General features: G+C 72.8%; 12 protein-coding genes. 9 read left to right on the top strand and 3 right to left on the bottom strand.

All coding sequences use genetic code 11. The annotated features are described in order from the left end of the window. Nucleotides 1-21: 21 nt before the first annotated feature. Entirely contained in the window at nt 22-1,143 is a 1,122-nt protein-coding gene (locus K7G60_RS12540) for an aldehyde dehydrogenase family protein (RefSeq protein WP_225800933.1), read from the bottom strand. A gap of 583 nt (nt 1,144-1,726) precedes the next feature. Here K7G60_RS12540 and K7G60_RS12535 point away from each other — a divergent pair. From K7G60_RS12535 to K7G60_RS12510, 6 genes are all read left to right on the top strand, one after another. Further along, complete coding sequence (locus tag K7G60_RS12535; protein ID WP_225800932.1) at nt 1,727-2,647, top strand: GNAT family N-acetyltransferase; 921 nt, start codon at nt 1,727-1,729, stop codon at nt 2,645-2,647. Between the two features lie 208 nt (nt 2,648-2,855). Continuing rightward, nucleotides 2,856-4,106 (top strand): ATP-grasp domain-containing protein, encoded by a 1,251-nt coding sequence (locus K7G60_RS12530; protein ID WP_225800931.1) that lies wholly within the window; start codon nt 2,856-2,858, stop codon nt 4,104-4,106. Further along, on the top strand, nt 4,103-5,371 hold the full coding sequence (locus K7G60_RS12525; RefSeq protein WP_225800930.1) for an ATP-grasp domain-containing protein: 1,269 nt from the start codon (nt 4,103-4,105) through the stop codon (nt 5,369-5,371). Before K7G60_RS12530 ends, K7G60_RS12525 begins: the two co-directional genes overlap by 4 nt. A 30-nt stretch (nt 5,372-5,401) precedes the next feature. Beyond that, nucleotides 5,402-6,067: a serine O-acetyltransferase EpsC gene (gene epsC / locus K7G60_RS12520; RefSeq protein WP_225800929.1), complete on the top strand. Its 666-nt coding sequence runs from the start codon at nt 5,402-5,404 to the stop codon at nt 6,065-6,067. Nucleotides 6,068-6,116: 49 nt separating this feature from the next. Beyond that, entirely contained in the window at nt 6,117-7,079 is a 963-nt protein-coding gene (locus K7G60_RS12515) for a PLP-dependent cysteine synthase family protein (protein WP_225800928.1), read from the top strand. After that, complete coding sequence (locus K7G60_RS12510; protein ID WP_225800927.1) at nt 7,076-8,317, top strand: ATP-grasp domain-containing protein; 1,242 nt, start codon at nt 7,076-7,078, stop codon at nt 8,315-8,317. The genes K7G60_RS12515 and K7G60_RS12510 overlap by 4 nt, the downstream gene beginning before the upstream one ends. 19 nt (nt 8,318-8,336) lie before the next feature. On the opposite strand, the gene K7G60_RS12505 is transcribed toward K7G60_RS12510, so the two are convergent. Next, nucleotides 8,337-9,356 (bottom strand): carboxymuconolactone decarboxylase family protein, encoded by a 1,020-nt coding sequence (locus tag K7G60_RS12505; RefSeq protein WP_225800926.1) that lies wholly within the window; start codon nt 9,354-9,356, stop codon nt 8,337-8,339. A gap of 36 nt (nt 9,357-9,392) precedes the next feature. Further along, the gene (locus K7G60_RS12500; protein WP_225800925.1) at nt 9,393-10,883 is read right to left on the bottom strand and encodes a multicopper oxidase family protein; all 1,491 of its coding nucleotides are present in this window, start codon (nt 10,881-10,883) and stop codon (nt 9,393-9,395) included. A 233-nt stretch (nt 10,884-11,116) separates the two neighbouring features. On the opposite strand from K7G60_RS12500, the gene K7G60_RS12495 reads away from it, so the two are divergent. From K7G60_RS12495 to K7G60_RS12485, 3 genes are all read left to right on the top strand, one after another. Further along, nucleotides 11,117-11,947, top strand: a complete 831-nt coding sequence (locus K7G60_RS12495) for a cyclopropane-fatty-acyl-phospholipid synthase family protein (RefSeq protein ID WP_225800924.1) — start codon at nt 11,117-11,119, stop codon at nt 11,945-11,947. Nucleotides 11,948-12,140: 193 nt separating this feature from the next. Then, complete coding sequence (locus K7G60_RS12490) at nt 12,141-13,532, top strand: FAD-binding oxidoreductase (protein ID WP_225800923.1); 1,392 nt, start codon at nt 12,141-12,143, stop codon at nt 13,530-13,532. A 114-nt stretch (nt 13,533-13,646) separates the two neighbouring features. Beyond that, the gene (locus K7G60_RS12485; protein ID WP_263985833.1) at nt 13,647-15,242 is read left to right on the top strand and encodes an MFS transporter; all 1,596 of its coding nucleotides are present in this window, start codon (nt 13,647-13,649) and stop codon (nt 15,240-15,242) included. Nucleotides 15,243-15,265 lie beyond the last annotated feature (23 nt).

Here is a 15,265-nt window from a genome sequence, read left to right as displayed (position 1 = left end):
TGACCGGGCCGGGGACGGCCTTCACGGCCGTGCCCGCACGCCGGCCTCGGCGGACAGCAGCAGGGGGCGACCGGCGACGGTACCGCCGCGGCGCACGCTGCCCGCCCGTGGCCCGTAGCCGCCGAACGGCCGGTTGCCGTCCTCCACGTCGAACGTGATGCGCTCCTCGCAGACCACGCTGGTCGCGATGCGCGTCGTACCGACGAGGGCCGACTCGCCGAAGACCGAGACGTACATGCCACGGGCGGTCTCCTCGGCGGAGTGCAGCCAGCGGACGACCTGCCGGGGGTCGTCGTACTCCATGGTGAGGACGACAGGGGAGAAGAACTCCGGGGGGTGGAAGGCGTCCTGCCACGGCAGGTGGAGCAACGTGGGCTCGACGACGCGTCGCGCCGCGTCCACCCGGCCGCCGTGGACCGTGAACTCGCGGTGCGCCGAGAGGAATCCGGCCGCGTCCTCCACCGCGTCGGGATAGACGAGCGGCGCGACCCGGGTGGCGGGGTCGCGGCGGTCGCCGACGCGGACCTCGGCGAGCGCGTCGGCGAGCCGGGGCACGATCTCGCGGACGAGCGAGCGGTGGACGAAGACGATGTCGGTGCACAGGCAGTCCTGGCCCGAGTTGTACAGCCGGGCGTCGAGCACGGCGCGGCAGACGGCGTCGGGGTCGGCCTCGGGGCCGACAACCACCGGGTTGGGCCCGGACCCGAAGGTGAGCAGCAGGGTGTCGCCGGGCAGGCGGGCGGCGACCGCTTCGCCGTTGTCCGGCCGGCCGGTGAAGACGACGGCGTCGGAACGGACGCAGTCGGCGAGGAAATCACGCTGCGAGACGGGAGCCATGATGATCCGTCCGCCGCCCAGGTCGCGCAGGTGCGGCCCGAGGATCTCGTGCACGGCCATGGCGGCGGGCGCGACACGGGCCGACGGCCGGATGCGGACCTCGTCGCTGTAGAGCGACGGGATCACACCGAACAGGATGTAGGAGTACAGCAGATTGTTGGACGGCAGGAAGGTCGCGAGCCGACCGAGCCGTCGCGGGACGTTCCGCAGCAGTTCCCAGGGGGCTCCGGAGAGGGCGCGCAGGGAACGGAACTGTTCGTCGGTGGCGGCCTGCGCGGTGGCGACTCGGGTGAGTACGGAATGCAATTCCTGCCGGTGTCGCCGGAGCACGTCGAAAATCCCGGAAACAAGAGCGTCCGCCGCCACGGGAAACGATCTCGGAAGGGGTTCCGGCCAGTCCGTGGAACCGTCCGGGAACGCCGACTCCAGTCCTGTCCCGGTGACGCCGCTGCGCATGTGCGTACCCCCTTGCACCTGCCCGTGTACGTCGGGCGCGGGGGTCAGCGTCTCTTGCACCGAAGCCGTCGCGCATCTCGGTCCGTGCTCTCTTCCGACCCGGTCGAATCCACTGCGCATTCTCGGAGAACGACGCCGGACGGACGGCCAGTAGCATCCAGGACTACGTCGGGACACCCCCGTACCGGCGCCGGAATCCAGACGGCCGGTGAGAGAGGAGGAGCGCCGTGGAGAGAAGAGAATTCCGTTTCGGCGCATTCCCTTCCGCGGTCGCTCTGGATTCCGGATTTCTGCTTCCGGCGCTCCGCGGGGATGTCCCGCCCGCGCTCGTCTGAACTCGGCCACGGCCGACGCCGCCGACCCGGCGTCGACACGAGAACCGCTCCGGCCCGACCGCCGGACCCGACTCCCCCAGGAAAGGGGGGCACGAGACATGACCCCGCACGGACAGCTCGCCATCCGGCGGCCGGCCGACCTCCCGCTGGACAGCCTGGTCCGGCTGGTGCGCTCCTACGAGGAGAACATCACGGGAGTGGCCACCTGCACCCGGGAGGACGTCCTTCTGGAGACCAGCCGTCCCGCTTGCGCAGAGAACAGCTGGTGCCTGACCGGCCCCGGCGACGAGGTGCTCGCCTGGGCGGCGATGACTCCCTGCGGAGACGTCCTCGACGCCGCGCTGACCTCCCTTCCGGGTCGGCACGGCGAGAGCGCGGCACGCACCCTGCTGTGCCTGATGCTCGACCGCGCCGACGAGCTCTCCGTCGAGCGCGGCAAGCCGTACGCCGTCACCGTCGGCGGCGTGCTGCACGGCGACTCGGTGATCCCGTCCGTCCTGAAGGAGGCGGGGTTCGTCCGCAGTGCCGCCCTGGGGCGGTACGACATCGATCTGACGGTCCCTTTGCTGCCGCCCTTGCTTCCCGACGGCGGAGTCGTCCGGCAGGCCGGCGCGGAGGACGAGGGCACCCTGCACGCCCTGCACCTGCGCAGCCTGTCCAAGGGTCCCAAGGCCGAGGATCCGGCCTCTTTCCGCGCGGGCCTGCGGCGACTGCGCGATTCCGGCGGCGTGACGCTGCTGCTCGAGGTGTCCGGCCGCCCGGTCGGCTACGCACTGGCCCGGACCGCCGCCGGAGAGGGCCGCGTCCTGGATCTCGGTGTCGCACCCGCCTTCCGCGGTCTCGGCATCGGCCTCGCCCTGCTCACCGCCGTCCTCGCCGAACTGCGCGGTCTGGGCGCCACCCGGGCCCTGGTCACCCTGGACTCGGGCGACCTGGACGACCACGAGGCGCTCGGACACGTGCTCCGCATTCAGGGCGCACGTGTCGTCACCCGCTTCCGCAGAGCCGGCACGGACTGACCGACCGGCGCCCGCTCCCGTGGACGCCGACCGGACACGGGCAGCACTCCCGACCGAGTCCCGCCCCCGACATCTGACGCAACGATACCGACCCGCCCCCGTGCCGGAAGCGGTCGGCGCCCCGTCGGCCCTTCTTCGTGAAGTCGCCTTCGTGCGCGGACCTTTCACCCGCCCGTTCAGACCGGTCGGTACCAGAATGGAGCCCTTCATGATCCCCACCGGCGCACCCAGGCGGCTGCTGATGGTGATGCCCTACAGCCAGTTCGTCCGCAAGGCCGTCGAGGCGGGCTTCGAGGTCTGGGCGATCTGGGACCCGGCGCTGCGCGAGCAGGAGTACCTCGACGAGGTCGCCGAGCACGCCCGGGAACTGCTGCTGACCGACTTCTCCGACGAGGCCGGTCTGCGCGCGCTCATCGCCGAGACGGTGCGCGCGCACGGCATCGGCACCGTCCTCCACCTGGGCGCCGAGGAGTCGATGCCCCCGACCGTCGCCGAGGCCGAGGCGCTCGGCGTCTCCCCGAACCCCGCCTCCGCCGTCACCGTCCTCAACGACAAGGCCGCGATGCGCGCGCTCCTCGCCGGGCACGGCCTCTCCGTCGTCCGCGCCGAGTCCGCCGACACGGTCGAGGAGGTCGCGGCCGCCACGGACCGGCTGCCGCTGCCCGTCGTCGTCAAGCCCGCCCGGGCCTCCGGAAGCCGAGGTGTCGCCCTGATCCGCGACGCGGCGGACCTGGAGGAGTGGACGCGGCGCGTCACGGAGGGCGGTCTCGCCGGCCCGTACCTGGTCGAGGAGTACCTCCAGGGACCCGAGTTCAGCGTGGAGACCCTCTCCGCCGACGGCGTGCACCACGTCATCGGCATCACGGCCAAGCACACCACGGGCGCCCCCTTCTTCGTCGAGACCTCGCACGTCCACCCGGCCCCGCTCGGGCAGGACGAGCGGACCGCGATCCACGCGGTCGTGATCGGGCTGCTCGACCTGGCCGGCTACCGCTTCGGTCCCGCGCACACCGAGGTCATCCTCACGCCGCGCGGCCCTCGGATCGTCGAGTCCCAGACCCGGCTGGGCGGGGACCGGATCCCGCTGCTCATCGAGACGGCCTCCGACTACGACATCGAGGCGGCGATCTTCCGCACCCTCGCCGGGGAGCCGGTCGAGCCGCCCACCCCCCGGCACACCGCGTCCGTCGGCTTCTTCTTCTTCCCCGCCGGCCGGCTGGAGGCCCTGGAGGGCCTCGACGCCGTCGCCGCGCTGCCCTACGTCCAGGCGGTGCACCTCCCCTTCTCCCCCGGGGACGAACTGCCGCCCACCACCAGCTCGTTCACCCGCCACGGCTACGCCGTCGTCGACGCCGAGTCCCCCGCCGAGGCCGCCGAGCGCATCGCCCGCGTCCGCGGGCTGCTGCGCGCGGACGTCCGCGAGGCCGTGCTCGCCGCCCCGAAGGGATCCCTCTCGTGAACAACGCCAAGACCGTCCTGCTGATCGGCGGCGTCGACGCCCACGTGGAGCGCTTCACCGCGCTCGGCGTCAAGATCGTCCTGATCCAGCACCCCGACAAGGTCACCGAGTACCAGACGCACGCCGCCGACGTGCTGCTCGTCGTCGACTACACCGACTGGGACGTCGTGCGGCCGTTCGCCGAGGCGGCCCGCGCGGTCTACGGCGTGGACGCCGTGGTCTCGCTCACCGAACCCGGCCTGAACCCGGCGAGCCGGCTGGGCGACCTGTTCGGGCTGACCGACGGCCACCGCTACGAGGTGAGCCGCCGCATGCGCGACAAGTGGCTGATGCGCCGCCACCTCGCCGAGCGGGGCCTGCCGGTGCCCCACGCCGCCCTGGTGGAGGGCCGGGAGTCGCTCGACGCCTTCGGCGAGCGGGCCGGCTACCCGTTCATCCTCAAGCCGGTGTCCACCACCGCCGGGTTCGGTCTGCTGCGCGCCGAGGGCCCGGACGACCTGGACCGGGTGTGGGCGCGCGTCCGGGAGCTGGACGGCGGCCGGACCGACCGCGGTTCTACCATGTTCACCGTCGACGGCTTCCTGATGGAGTCCTACATCGACGGACCCGAGTTCAGCGTCGAGGCCCTGAGCTTCGCCGGCCGCCACGTCGTCGTCGCCGTCACCGAGAAGCTGACCGCTGAGGAGCACTTCGTCGAGCTCGGGCACGCCGTGCCCGCCCGGCTGTCCGACGCCGACCGGGAGCGGCTGACCGGCGCGGTCGAGGAGTTCCTGACCGCCATGGGCGTCACGGACGGTCCCAGCCACACCGAGATCCGGCTCTCCTCGCGCGGCCCGGTCGTCATCGAGTCCCACAACCGGCTGGGCGGGGACAACATCGTGGAGCTCGTCGAGGCCGCGTACGGCGTCGACATGATCGCCTACGGGGCCGCCTGGCCGCTCGGGCTCGTCGAGCCGCTCGCCGAGGCGCCGGCCCCGAAGGGGGCCGCCGTGATGCGGGCCGTGCTGCGCGAGCCGGGAACCGTCACCGCCGTGTCGGGGGTGGACGCGGTCCGCGCCCGGCCGGACGTGCTGGCCGCCCAGGTCTCCGTCCGCCCGGGGGACACCGTACGTCCCCTGAACGACAACTGGGACCGCCTCGGCAGCGTCGTCGCCACGGCCGCCGACACCGACAGCGCGGTGGAGCTGTGCGAGCGCCTGGTGCGCGAGGAGATCCGCATCGACGTCGAGCCGGCGGCCTCGGCCGCGCCGGCCCTGGCCGCCTGACCGATGACTTCGCCGAAAGGAGCCGACGGCATGCCCGGACAGCCCGGTCTGCTGCGCACCCTGATCGAGGACCTGGACGTCGTCGTCGCCCGTGACCCGTCCCTCGGCGGACGCTGGGAGGCCCTCGGCCACACCGGTCTGTCCGCCGTGTGGGCGCACCGCGTGGCGCACCGGCTGTACCGCCGACGCCTGCGCACGGCCGCGCGGACCGTCGCCCGCGTCGCCCGCCGCCGTACCGGCGTCGAGATCCACCCCGGGGCGGTGCTCGGCCGCCGGGTCTTCATCGACCACGGCGCGTCCGTGGTGATCGGCCAGACCGCCGTCGTCGGCGACGACGTGACGATCTACCAGCAGGTGACGCTCGGGGCGGTGGGCTGGTGGACCGACAACCACCGTCCGCCCGGCGCCCGGCGGCATCCGGTCGTCGGCGACGGGGTGATCCTCGGCGCGAACGCGACCGTCCTCGGGCCGGTCACCATCGGCGACCGCGCCCTGATCGGCGCCATGGCCACCGTCACCGAGGACCTGCCGCCCGGCGCCCGGGTGTACGCGCCGCGTCCCGTGGTCCGGCCGGCGCCCGCGCTGCGGCCGGTCCCCGACACGGGGACCGGTACCGGGCGGGACGCCGACCCGACTCCCGTCTCCGCGCCGGTGCCCGACGCCGTGCGCATGCTCGCCTCCGCGGGTTCCTGGTGACCCGCTCCCCCGTCTCCCCCGACCTCTTCACGACCCCTGGAGTCCTCTGGTGACCACCGACCTCCTCACCGCACCTCCCCGTCGGCGCGTCGCCGCCGGGCTCGAAGAACTCATCGGCAACACCCCCCTGGTCCGCCTCGCCCTCCCGGACGGCGCGCCCGGAACCGAGGTCCTCGCCAAGATCGAGGCCGCCAACCCCTTCGCCAGCAGCAAGGACCGGGCCGCCCTGGCCATGCTCCGCGGCGCCGAGCGGCGCGGCGAACTCGCCCCCGGCGGCACCGTGGTGGAGGCCACCTCCGGCAATACCGGCATCGCCCTCGCCGCGCTGTGCGCCCTGCGCGGCTACCGCTGCGTGGTCGTCCTGCCCGACAGCGCGACGCCCGAGCGGATCGGACTGCTGACGGCGCTCGGCGCGGAGATCGTGCAGACGCCCAGCGCCGAGCGGTTCGCCGGCGCCATCGCCAAGGCCGAGGAGATCCAGGCCGCCACCCCCGACTCGTGGTACGTGCGCCAGCACGAGAACCCCGACAACGTCAGGGCCCACTACGAGACCACGGGCCCCGAGATCTGGGCGGACACGGGCGGCCGGGTCGACGTCCTCGTCGCCGGGGTCGGCACCGGGGGCACCCTGACGGGCGCCGGCCGCTTCCTCAAGGAGCGCAACCCGGCCCTTGAGATCGTGGCGGTCGAGCCGGAGGGCTCGCCCGTCCTGTCCCGCGGCTTTGCCGGGACCCACCGCATTCCCGGGCTGAACGGCGGCTTCGTCTCTCCCACCACGGACGTCGCGCTCATCGACCGGGTGATCACCTGCTCCGACGAGGCGGCGCTGGACACGGCCCGCGCGCTCACCCGCGAGCAGGCCCTGTTCACCGGGCTCTCCTCGGGCGCCGCGGTGTACGGCGCGACGCTGCTCGCCCGCGATCCCGCGTACGCGGGCAGGACGATCGTGACGATCCTGCCGGACACCGGGGAACGCTACGTCAGCATCTGGAACGAAGGGACCTCCGCATGACCACGCTCGTCCTGCACCGCGGCTCGCTGCGCGCCAACCCCTACGAGCGGTGGCTGGCCGACCGCGGCGAGAAGATCGTCCTGCTGGGCTCGGCCGAGCAGCTCGCCCTGTTCGGCGAGGAGCTGCCCACGGAGGCGCCCTATCTGCACGCCGAGGTGCTGACGGACTACGACACCGGCCCGCACGTGGCCGAGCGTGCCGCCGCTCTCGTCGAGGAGTTCGGTGTCACCGACGTCGTCGCCTGCCAGGAGTTCGACATCGAGCGGGCGGCCGCGCTGCGCGAGCGCTACGACCTGCCGGGGCAGCGGCCCGAATCCGCTCGGGTGTACCGCGACAAGTGGGAGATGAAGCAGGTCGCCCAGGCCGCCGGGATCCCCGTCGCCGACCACGTGCTGCTGCGTGCGCGCGAGGACCTCGACCGCTTCGCCGAGGACCACGGGCTGCCGGTCGTGGTCAAGCCCCGCAAGGGCCTGCTCTCCGTCGGCGTGTCCGTCCTGCGCACGCGGGAGGAGCTCGACGCGTGGGCGCGGGACGCGGAGCTGTTCTCCCCGGACGGGGAGCCGGAGTGGCTGGCCGAGGCGTTCGTCACGGGCTCGATGTGCCACATCGACGGCAACGTCCTGGACGGCCGGATCGCGACCCTGTGGCCTTCTCAGTACCAGTACGCGCTGGCCGACTTCCGCGACCGCAAGGGCCGGGTGGACATCGCGCTCGACACCGCCGACCCGCTGGCGCGACGGCTGGTCGACTTCGGCGAGCGGGTCCTCGACGCCTTCGGGGGGCCCGAGCACTTCGCCTTCCACATCGAGGTGTTCCACACCGCCGACGACGAGCTCGTCCTGTGCGAGGCCGCCTCCCGGGCCGGCGGGGCGGGGGTGCGGGACGTGCAGCGGGTGCTGTTCGGCTTCGACCCGATGGAGTACCCGGTCCGCCGGCAGCTCGGACTGCCCGCCGACGCCGGGGAGCGCAGGGACCCCGACCGGCTCGCCGGTCAGCTGCTCTTCACCAAGCGTCCCGGCGTGCTGCGGTCCCTGCCGGACCCGGCGACGCTGCCGCCCGGGGTCGTGAAGTACACGACGTACGCGGAGGTCGGCCAGACCGTCCAGGACGCCTCGCACTCCGGGGACTTCCTCGCCGCGTTCGTGGTCACCGGTGCCGACCGAGCCGAAACCGAGGCCCGGATCCGGGTGGCCGAGGACTGGTTCCGGACAGGGCTGCGCATCGAGTCATGTGGCTGACTCCGCGCGTCCCGGCTCTTCAGACGAGATGCGCCGCTGCCAGGCGGGTCGTCAGGGCGGTCGCCGCCCTCATGGAGGCCCAGGAGGTGAGGTCGACGAGGTGACGGTCGCCGGGGTGGTGGACGCGGAAGGCCGTGATGTCGGCAGGGGCGACCTGGTGCGGGGCGACGGCGGTGAGCAGAGCGAGGCGGGCCACGGGGTGCTGGGCGGCCGGAAGACCGAGAACCTCGGGATACAGCCAGCTGCGGCTGATGCCGGGCGGGGTGCCGTCCCAGCCGTCCAGGTGGCCGGTCAGCAGGTCGCGGACCGATGCGGGCACCCAGTGGGCGGCGGCGTCGACGGCGGCGTGGGCACGGGCCAGGGCCTGGGCGACGGCCGGGTTGGGTGACGCCCAGGACAGCTCCGGCGGCAGAGGAGCGGCCGGCAGCAGGTCGAGGCAGGCTCCGGGCGTGAGGGGCCCGTCGACCGGGCGCATGGCGCGGGCGACGGTGCGCAGGATCGGGCCGCGCAGGCCGGCGGGGGCCCGCTCGGGTACGGGCGAGTCGTCGAGGAAGACACCGACCATGCGGTTCAGATAGTGGAAGGTGAGCACCACCCCGAGGAGCTCGGGCGCCTCGTCGGCGGTGAAGGGCGCCGGGCCGCGGTCGGCCGGGGTGGCGGCGAGCCAGGCGGCGGCCCGCTCACCGGGGGTGCCGGGCGCGGCGGGCGGCAGGGTCTCGACGGTGGCCTGGTGGACGTCGACGCAGTACGAGCAGGAGTTCGCGCGGGACACCTCGGTCGCCACGGCCTCCTTGACCGCCCGGTCGACGCGCCCGTCGACCAGCAGGGACTCGCGCAGCAGCAGCCAGCTCGCCGCGAGCGGCCCGGGGGAGGCGGAGTGCAGCGCCAGCGGCGGCGCGATCACCCCGAACTCCCGCTCGGCCCGCTCGTACACGGCGGCGGCCAAGCCCCCGGCACGGCTCCGGGCGACGGCCTTCACATGGTGGATGTCGCGCAGCGAACCCCGCAGCACGGCCCGTACCAGCGTCCTCGTCGTCATCGTTGCGCCTCTCGTCTGGTTCGCCTGGCCGGCGGGCTAGGGGACGATCTCGAGCTGGGCCATCATCCCGGCGACGTTGTGCTCCTGCATGTGGCAGTGGTACACGTATCGGCCCGGCCAGCCCGTGAAGGTGGCCTGGATACGGATGCGCTCGCCCGGGCGGACGAGCACGGTGTCCTTCCACCCGGACTCGCCGGGCAGCGGGGGCCTGCCGTCTCGGTCGAGGACCCGGAACTGCACGAGGTGCAGATGGAAGGTGTGGTCGATGCCGCCGAACTCGGAGTCGACGGTGTCGGCGTTGTAGATCTCCCAGATCTCGCTGGTGCCGTTCGGGATCCGGGCGTCGACGCGGTTCTCGTCCCAGGTCAGATCGTTGATGGCGTAGGCCATTTTGGAGGGGGCGACGCCGAGTTTGATCCGACGGGTGGTCGCCGGGGCGGGCAGCGCTGCCGGCGGGCGGAGCGTGCCGGGGACCCGGGCGGTGTCGAAAACGCGGCGGGTGATGTCGAAACGCATCACGGGGCCCTTGGTGTCGGACAGGACCAGCTTGCTGCCGATGGGGTGGCGGGCGAAGTCGACGACGATCTCGGCCCGCTCGGCCGGGGCGAGGGTGAGGGAGGTACGGGGGACGGGCTCCGGCAGCAGGCCGCCGTCGGAGGCGATCTGGAGCATCTCCACACCGCCGAGGTCGAGCTGGAAGATCTTGTGGATGGAGGAGTTGAGCAGCCGCAGGCGGTACTTCGCGGCGTCGACCGGGAAGTAGGGCAGCGGCCGTCCGTTGGCGAGCAGCGTGGAACGTGCTTCGGGGTGCTCGACGTCGAGGATCAGACCTCCGGCAGCGTCGAAGTGGGCGTCACGCAGCATGATCGGCACGTCGTGGCGGCCGGTGGGCAGGCCCAGCGCGCGCTCTTCGGCTCCCTCGATCAGGTAGAAGCCGTGCATGCCGCGGTAAACGTGCTCCGCCTCCTGGTGGTGCGTGTGGTCGTGGTACCAGAGCGTGGCGCCGGCCTGCCGGTTGGGATACTCGACCGTGTGCGCGGACCCGATGCCGATGAGGTCCATGGGATAGCCGTCGCTCTCCGGCGGGACGTGGCCGCCGTGCAGGTGCACGTTGGCCGGCTTGTCCAGCCGGTTGACGTACGTGACCTGGACCTTACGGTTCTCCTTGGCCTTGATGGTGGGGCCGACGAAGGTCCCGTCGTAGGTGAGGGCCGCGGTCGTGGTGCCGGGCAGGATCTCCACCTGTGCGGGCCGCAGGTCAAGTTCGTAGACGTCGGTGTCGGAGGTGCGGCGCACGGGACGGGCGACCTGCGGCACGGGCATGCGCACGGTGAACGGCTCGGCGGCCTGGCGAGGCGCGGCCATCGCCGCCTTGCCCATGCGCAGGATGTGCTCGGACCCGGTGTGGGCGTGCCCGCCGGCGGCGGCCGGCACCTCCGGCCGGGTCGCCACCCGTATGGGCCAGGCCAGGGCCGCGGCAGTAGCCACCGCGCCGCCGGCCCCCAGCAGCACACGTCGGTTGAGCATCTCGTCCCCTCGTCGGTTCGTCGGCGTGCCCGGGCCCGCGCGGGTCCGGGAGTCCGGTCCGATCGTGGCACCGGGCGCCCCCGGGTCACTTCTTCGATCGTGCTGCGTGTCCTGCTCACGACGACTTCGGCACACCCGCATGCGGGGAGATGCGGGACCGGGCGGACGGGTCCGAGGATGGGCAGCCGTGCCGCTCGAAGGCCGTGTGGCGCCGTGAGGGGAGAGGACGGGCCATGGCCGAGATGACGGCGAACCCGACGGACATCGGAAAGCACTACGACGAGCGGGCGCCCATCGGCGACGAGTTCCGCGGCGGTCAGTTGCACATGTGGTACTGGTACGACCGCGACGACGACGCCCCGCTGCCGGAGGCCGTCCACCGGGTCACTCGCAAGGTGACCGACGTACTGGGGCTGAGGACCGGGGAGCACGTGCTGGACGCCGGCTGCGGATCCGGCGAGGCGTCCCTGTTCCTGGCCCGCCGCCACGGTGTGCGGGTGACGGGCGTGACGGTGAGCGACTACGAGCTCGACACCGCGCGCAGGCGGGCGGCCACGGCGGGTCTGACCGACATGGCCGACTTCCGGTACGGCGACTACATGCGGCTGCCGTTCGAGGACGGCACCTTCGACGCGGTGCTGGCCCTGGAGTCGCTGCAGAACGCGCCCGATCTGCCGACGGTGCTCGGGGAGCTGTTCCGGGTGCTCCGTCCAGGCGGTCGGATCGCGTTCTCCGACTTCAGCCTGGAGAACCCGGGCGGCGAACCGGAGCGCGTGGAGCGGTTCATGACCACGCTGAAGCTGCCCGCGCTGCCGACCCTGCACGAGTGGCTGGAGCATGTGCGCGCGGCGGGATTCGAGGTGGAGGAGTACACGAGCTGCGGCCCACGGGTGTTCGGGATGAAGGGCAAGTACCTGCAGGCCGCGATGGCGCGCCGCGAGGAGGTCGCCGGCAAGTTCGGCGAGGCGGACATCGCGGAGTTCTCCCGGCTGCACCGCGGCTTCTTCGCACCGCGCAAGGACCAGATCGGCTACGTGGTGGTCTGTGCCCGCAGACCGCGCTGAGGCCGCCCCGGGCGGACGCCGCCCGGCGGGCCGTCGTTCGAACGGACAGACAGCAACATGGAAGATGCGCCCTCGTGCAGGGGCCCACCAGGATGCCCGTGGACATCCCTGACCACGCGAGGAACGCCTGCGGCCCGCTCCGGCCCGACGTGTGCGACCTGCCGTGGCGCAGCACGACACGAGGAGACCTTTCATGGTGGACACCCCCACGGTCATCGAGCGGGACGCCGTCCCGTTGGCGCAGGTGCGCGCGCTGGTCAGCGGCCGGGTCCTCGCGCCCGGTGACGCCGACTACGAGCAGGCCCGCACCGTCTACCTGGGCGGGATGGACCAGCGCCCTGCCGCGATCGTGCAGCCGGCGGACGCCGACGACGTCGCTCGGGTCGTCGTGTTCGCCCGGGACAACGGCCTGGCACTGACCGTCAAGGGCGGCGGGCACAGCGTCTTCTGCCTCAGCGACGGCCTGGTCCTCGACACCTCCTCGCTGCGCGGTCTGGAGATCGACGTCGAGGCGCGGACGGCGTGGGCGGGTGCCGGTCTGAACGCCGGCGAGTACACCCTGGCGGCCGCCGAGCACGGCCTGGTCACCGGCTTCGGCGACACCGGCAGCGTCGGCCTCGGCGGCATCACCGTCGGCGGCGGCATCGGCTACCTGGTCCGCAAGTACGGACTCACCATCGATGACCTGCTGGCCGCCGAGATCGTCACCGCCGACGGTGCGCTGCGCCGGGTCGACGCCGACAACGAGCCCGAGCTGTTCTGGGCGATCCGCGGCGGCGGCGGCAACTTCGGCGTGGTCACCCGCCTGAAGTTCCGGCTGCACGAGCTGCCGACCGTCACGGGTGGTCTGCTGCTGCTGCCGGCCACACCGGAGGTCGTCGCCGGCTTCGTCGAGGCGGCGGAGGCCGCCCCGGAGGAGCTGTCCACCATCGCGAACGTGATGCCGTCGCCGCCGATGCCGTTCGTCCCCGAGCATCTGCACGGCACGCCGATCGTCCTGGCGATCCTGGTGTACGCGGGTGAGGGAGAGGAGGCCGAGAAGGCGCTGGCGCCGTTCCGGAGCCTCGCGGCGCCGATCGCGGACATGATGCAGGCGATGCCCTACCCGGGGGTCTACCCGCCGGAGGAGGAGGGGTTCCACCCGGTCGCCGCCGCTCGCAGCCTGCTCACCGACACGTTCGGTCTCGACGACGCCAAGCTGGTCCTGGAGCGGGTGGCGGCCTCCTCGGCGGCCATGCCGGCCGTGCAGATCCGTGTGCTCGGCGGCGCCATGGCCCGCGTGCCCGCGGACGCCACCGCGTTCGCGCACCGCGACCGCCGGATCCTGGTGAACGTCGCCGCCATGTACACCGACCCGGTCGAGGCGGAACTGCACACCCGCTGGGCCGACGAGCTGACCGCGGCGCTGCAGAAGGGCGTGCCGGGCGTGTACGTCAACTTCCTCGCCGACGACGCCGAGGCCAGGATCCGCGAGGCGTACCCGGAGGCCACCTGGGAGCGGCTGCGGGCCGTCAAGCGCACGTACGACCCGACCAACGTGTTCCGCGTGAACAGCAACATCCCTCCGGCCGACCAGGCGCGCTGACCCCTTTCGGCCTCCCCCCACCATGCGCACGACGAACGGGCGACGGCAGCCCGAAGACGAAAGGACCGGTTCGTGACTTCAGAAGCCGCCCCCCGCGCGGGGCGCCGGGAGTGGATGGGACTCGCGATCCTCGCCCTCCCGGCCACGCTCGTCTCCTTCGACATGTTCGTACTGCTGCTGGCCCTGCCGCAGCTGAGTTCGGACCTGGGCGCGAGCAGCACCCAGCAACTGTGGATCATGGACATGTACGGGTTCATGGTCGGCGGCTTCCTCGTCACCATGGGCACCCTCGGCGACCGCATCGGCCGCCGCAAGCTCCTGCTGATCGGCGCCGCCGTCTTCGGACTCGCCAGCCTGCTGGCCGCCTTCGCCACGACACCCGGAATGCTGATCGCCGCCCGGGCCCTGCTCGGCATCGCCGGCGCCACCCTCGCCCCGAGCACGCTGGCCCTGATCAGCAACATGTTCCGCGACCCCAAGCAGATGGGTTCCGCGATCGGCATCTGGGCCGGCAGCTTCTCCATCGGCGCGATCGTCGGCCCCATCGCCGGTGGCGCGCTGCTCGACCACTTCTGGTGGGGTTCGGTCTTCCTCATCGGCGTACCGGTGATGGTGCTGCTGCTCGTCCTCGGCCCGGTGCTGCTGCCGGAGTACAAGGCGCCGCAGGCCGGCCGCCTCGACCTGCCCAGCGTGGCCCTCTCCCTCGCCGCCGTACTGCCCTTCATCTACGGCCTGAAGGAGACCGCCCGTCAGGGCCTGGCCCCGCTGCCCGTCGCCGCCCTCCTGGCCGGCCTCGCCCTCGGCTTCTTCTTCCTGCGTCGTCAGCGCGCCCTCGTCGACCCGCTGCTCGACCTCAGTCTGTTCTCCAGCAAGGCGCTCAGTGGTGCCCTCGTCAGCCTGCTGGCGTTCAGCATGACGGGCGGTGCGAGCCTGCTGTTCCTCGGTCAGTTCTTCCAGCTGGTCGCCGAGCTGACGCCGCTGCAGGCCGGCCTGGCGCTGGTGCCGGGTCTGGTGGTGTCCATCGCGGGCATGTCCTTCGCGCCCGCTCTGGCGCGCACCGTGCGGCCCGCGCACCTCATCGCGGGTGGTCTGGTGCTGTCGCTCGTCGGCTACCTGCTGTACTTCCTGGCGGACGCGGACTCCAGCCCGGCACTGCTGATCGCCGGTTTCGCCCTGGCGAGCCTGGGCGGCGGCCCGCTCGTGGCGCTCGGCACCAACCTGGTCGTCGGCTCGGCCCCGCCGGAGAAGGCCGGTTCGGCGGCGTCGCTCTCGCAGACCAGCAACGAGTTCGGGGCGGGCCTCGGCATCGCCGTGGTCGGCTCCCTCGGCATGGCCGTCTACCGCGACGAGATCGCCGACGCGGTGCCGTCCGGTCTGCCGGCCGGTGCCGTCGGCACGGTCAGGGAAAGCCTCGCGGGTGCGGTGTCGGAGGCCGGGCGCCTGTCCGGCGAGGCGGGAGACGCGCTGCTGTCCGCCGCGCGTGGCGCGTTCACCGACGGGGTCAACGCCGTCGGCGCGACGGGCATCGTCCTGATGAGCATCATCGCCCTCACCGTCCTCACCCTGCTGCGGCACGTTCCCCCGTTCGGCGCCCCGCAGGGCGGCGGGCAGGAGGAGGACGGGGCGGACTCCCCGTCGGCCGGGCAGAGCGCCGGGCCGGGCGCGGAGCAGGCCGCCGAGCAGAAGACGCCCGTGGCCGCCGCGGGCTGACCCCTGACGGCGACGACACAGCA

This window comes from Streptomyces sp. NK15101 (assembly GCF_020400725.1).
Classification (GTDB): Bacteria; Actinomycetota; Actinomycetes; order Streptomycetales; family Streptomycetaceae; genus Streptomyces.
This window is presented reverse-complemented; position numbering and strand designations above follow the sequence as displayed.

Coding starts and splice junctions, on each gene's coding strand:
- K7G60_RS12535 (WP_225800932.1), top strand. CDS start 1,727: ATGACCCCGCACGGACAGCTCGCCATCCGGCGGCCGGCCGACCTCCCG.
- K7G60_RS12530 (WP_225800931.1), top strand. CDS start 2,856: ATGATCCCCACCGGCGCACCCAGGCGGCTGCTGATGGTGATGCCCTAC.
- epsC (WP_225800929.1), top strand. CDS start 5,402: ATGCCCGGACAGCCCGGTCTGCTGCGCACCCTGATCGAGGACCTGGAC.
- K7G60_RS12510 (WP_225800927.1), top strand. CDS start 7,076: ATGACCACGCTCGTCCTGCACCGCGGCTCGCTGCGCGCCAACCCCTAC.
- K7G60_RS12505 (WP_225800926.1), bottom strand. CDS start 9,356: ATGACGACGAGGACGCTGGTACGGGCCGTGCTGCGGGGTTCGCTGCGC.
- K7G60_RS12500 (WP_225800925.1), bottom strand. CDS start 10,883: ATGCTCAACCGACGTGTGCTGCTGGGGGCCGGCGGCGCGGTGGCTACT.
- K7G60_RS12495 (WP_225800924.1), top strand. CDS start 11,117: ATGGCCGAGATGACGGCGAACCCGACGGACATCGGAAAGCACTACGAC.
- K7G60_RS12490 (WP_225800923.1), top strand. CDS start 12,141: ATGGTGGACACCCCCACGGTCATCGAGCGGGACGCCGTCCCGTTGGCG.
- K7G60_RS12485 (WP_263985833.1), top strand. CDS start 13,647: ATGGGACTCGCGATCCTCGCCCTCCCGGCCACGCTCGTCTCCTTCGAC.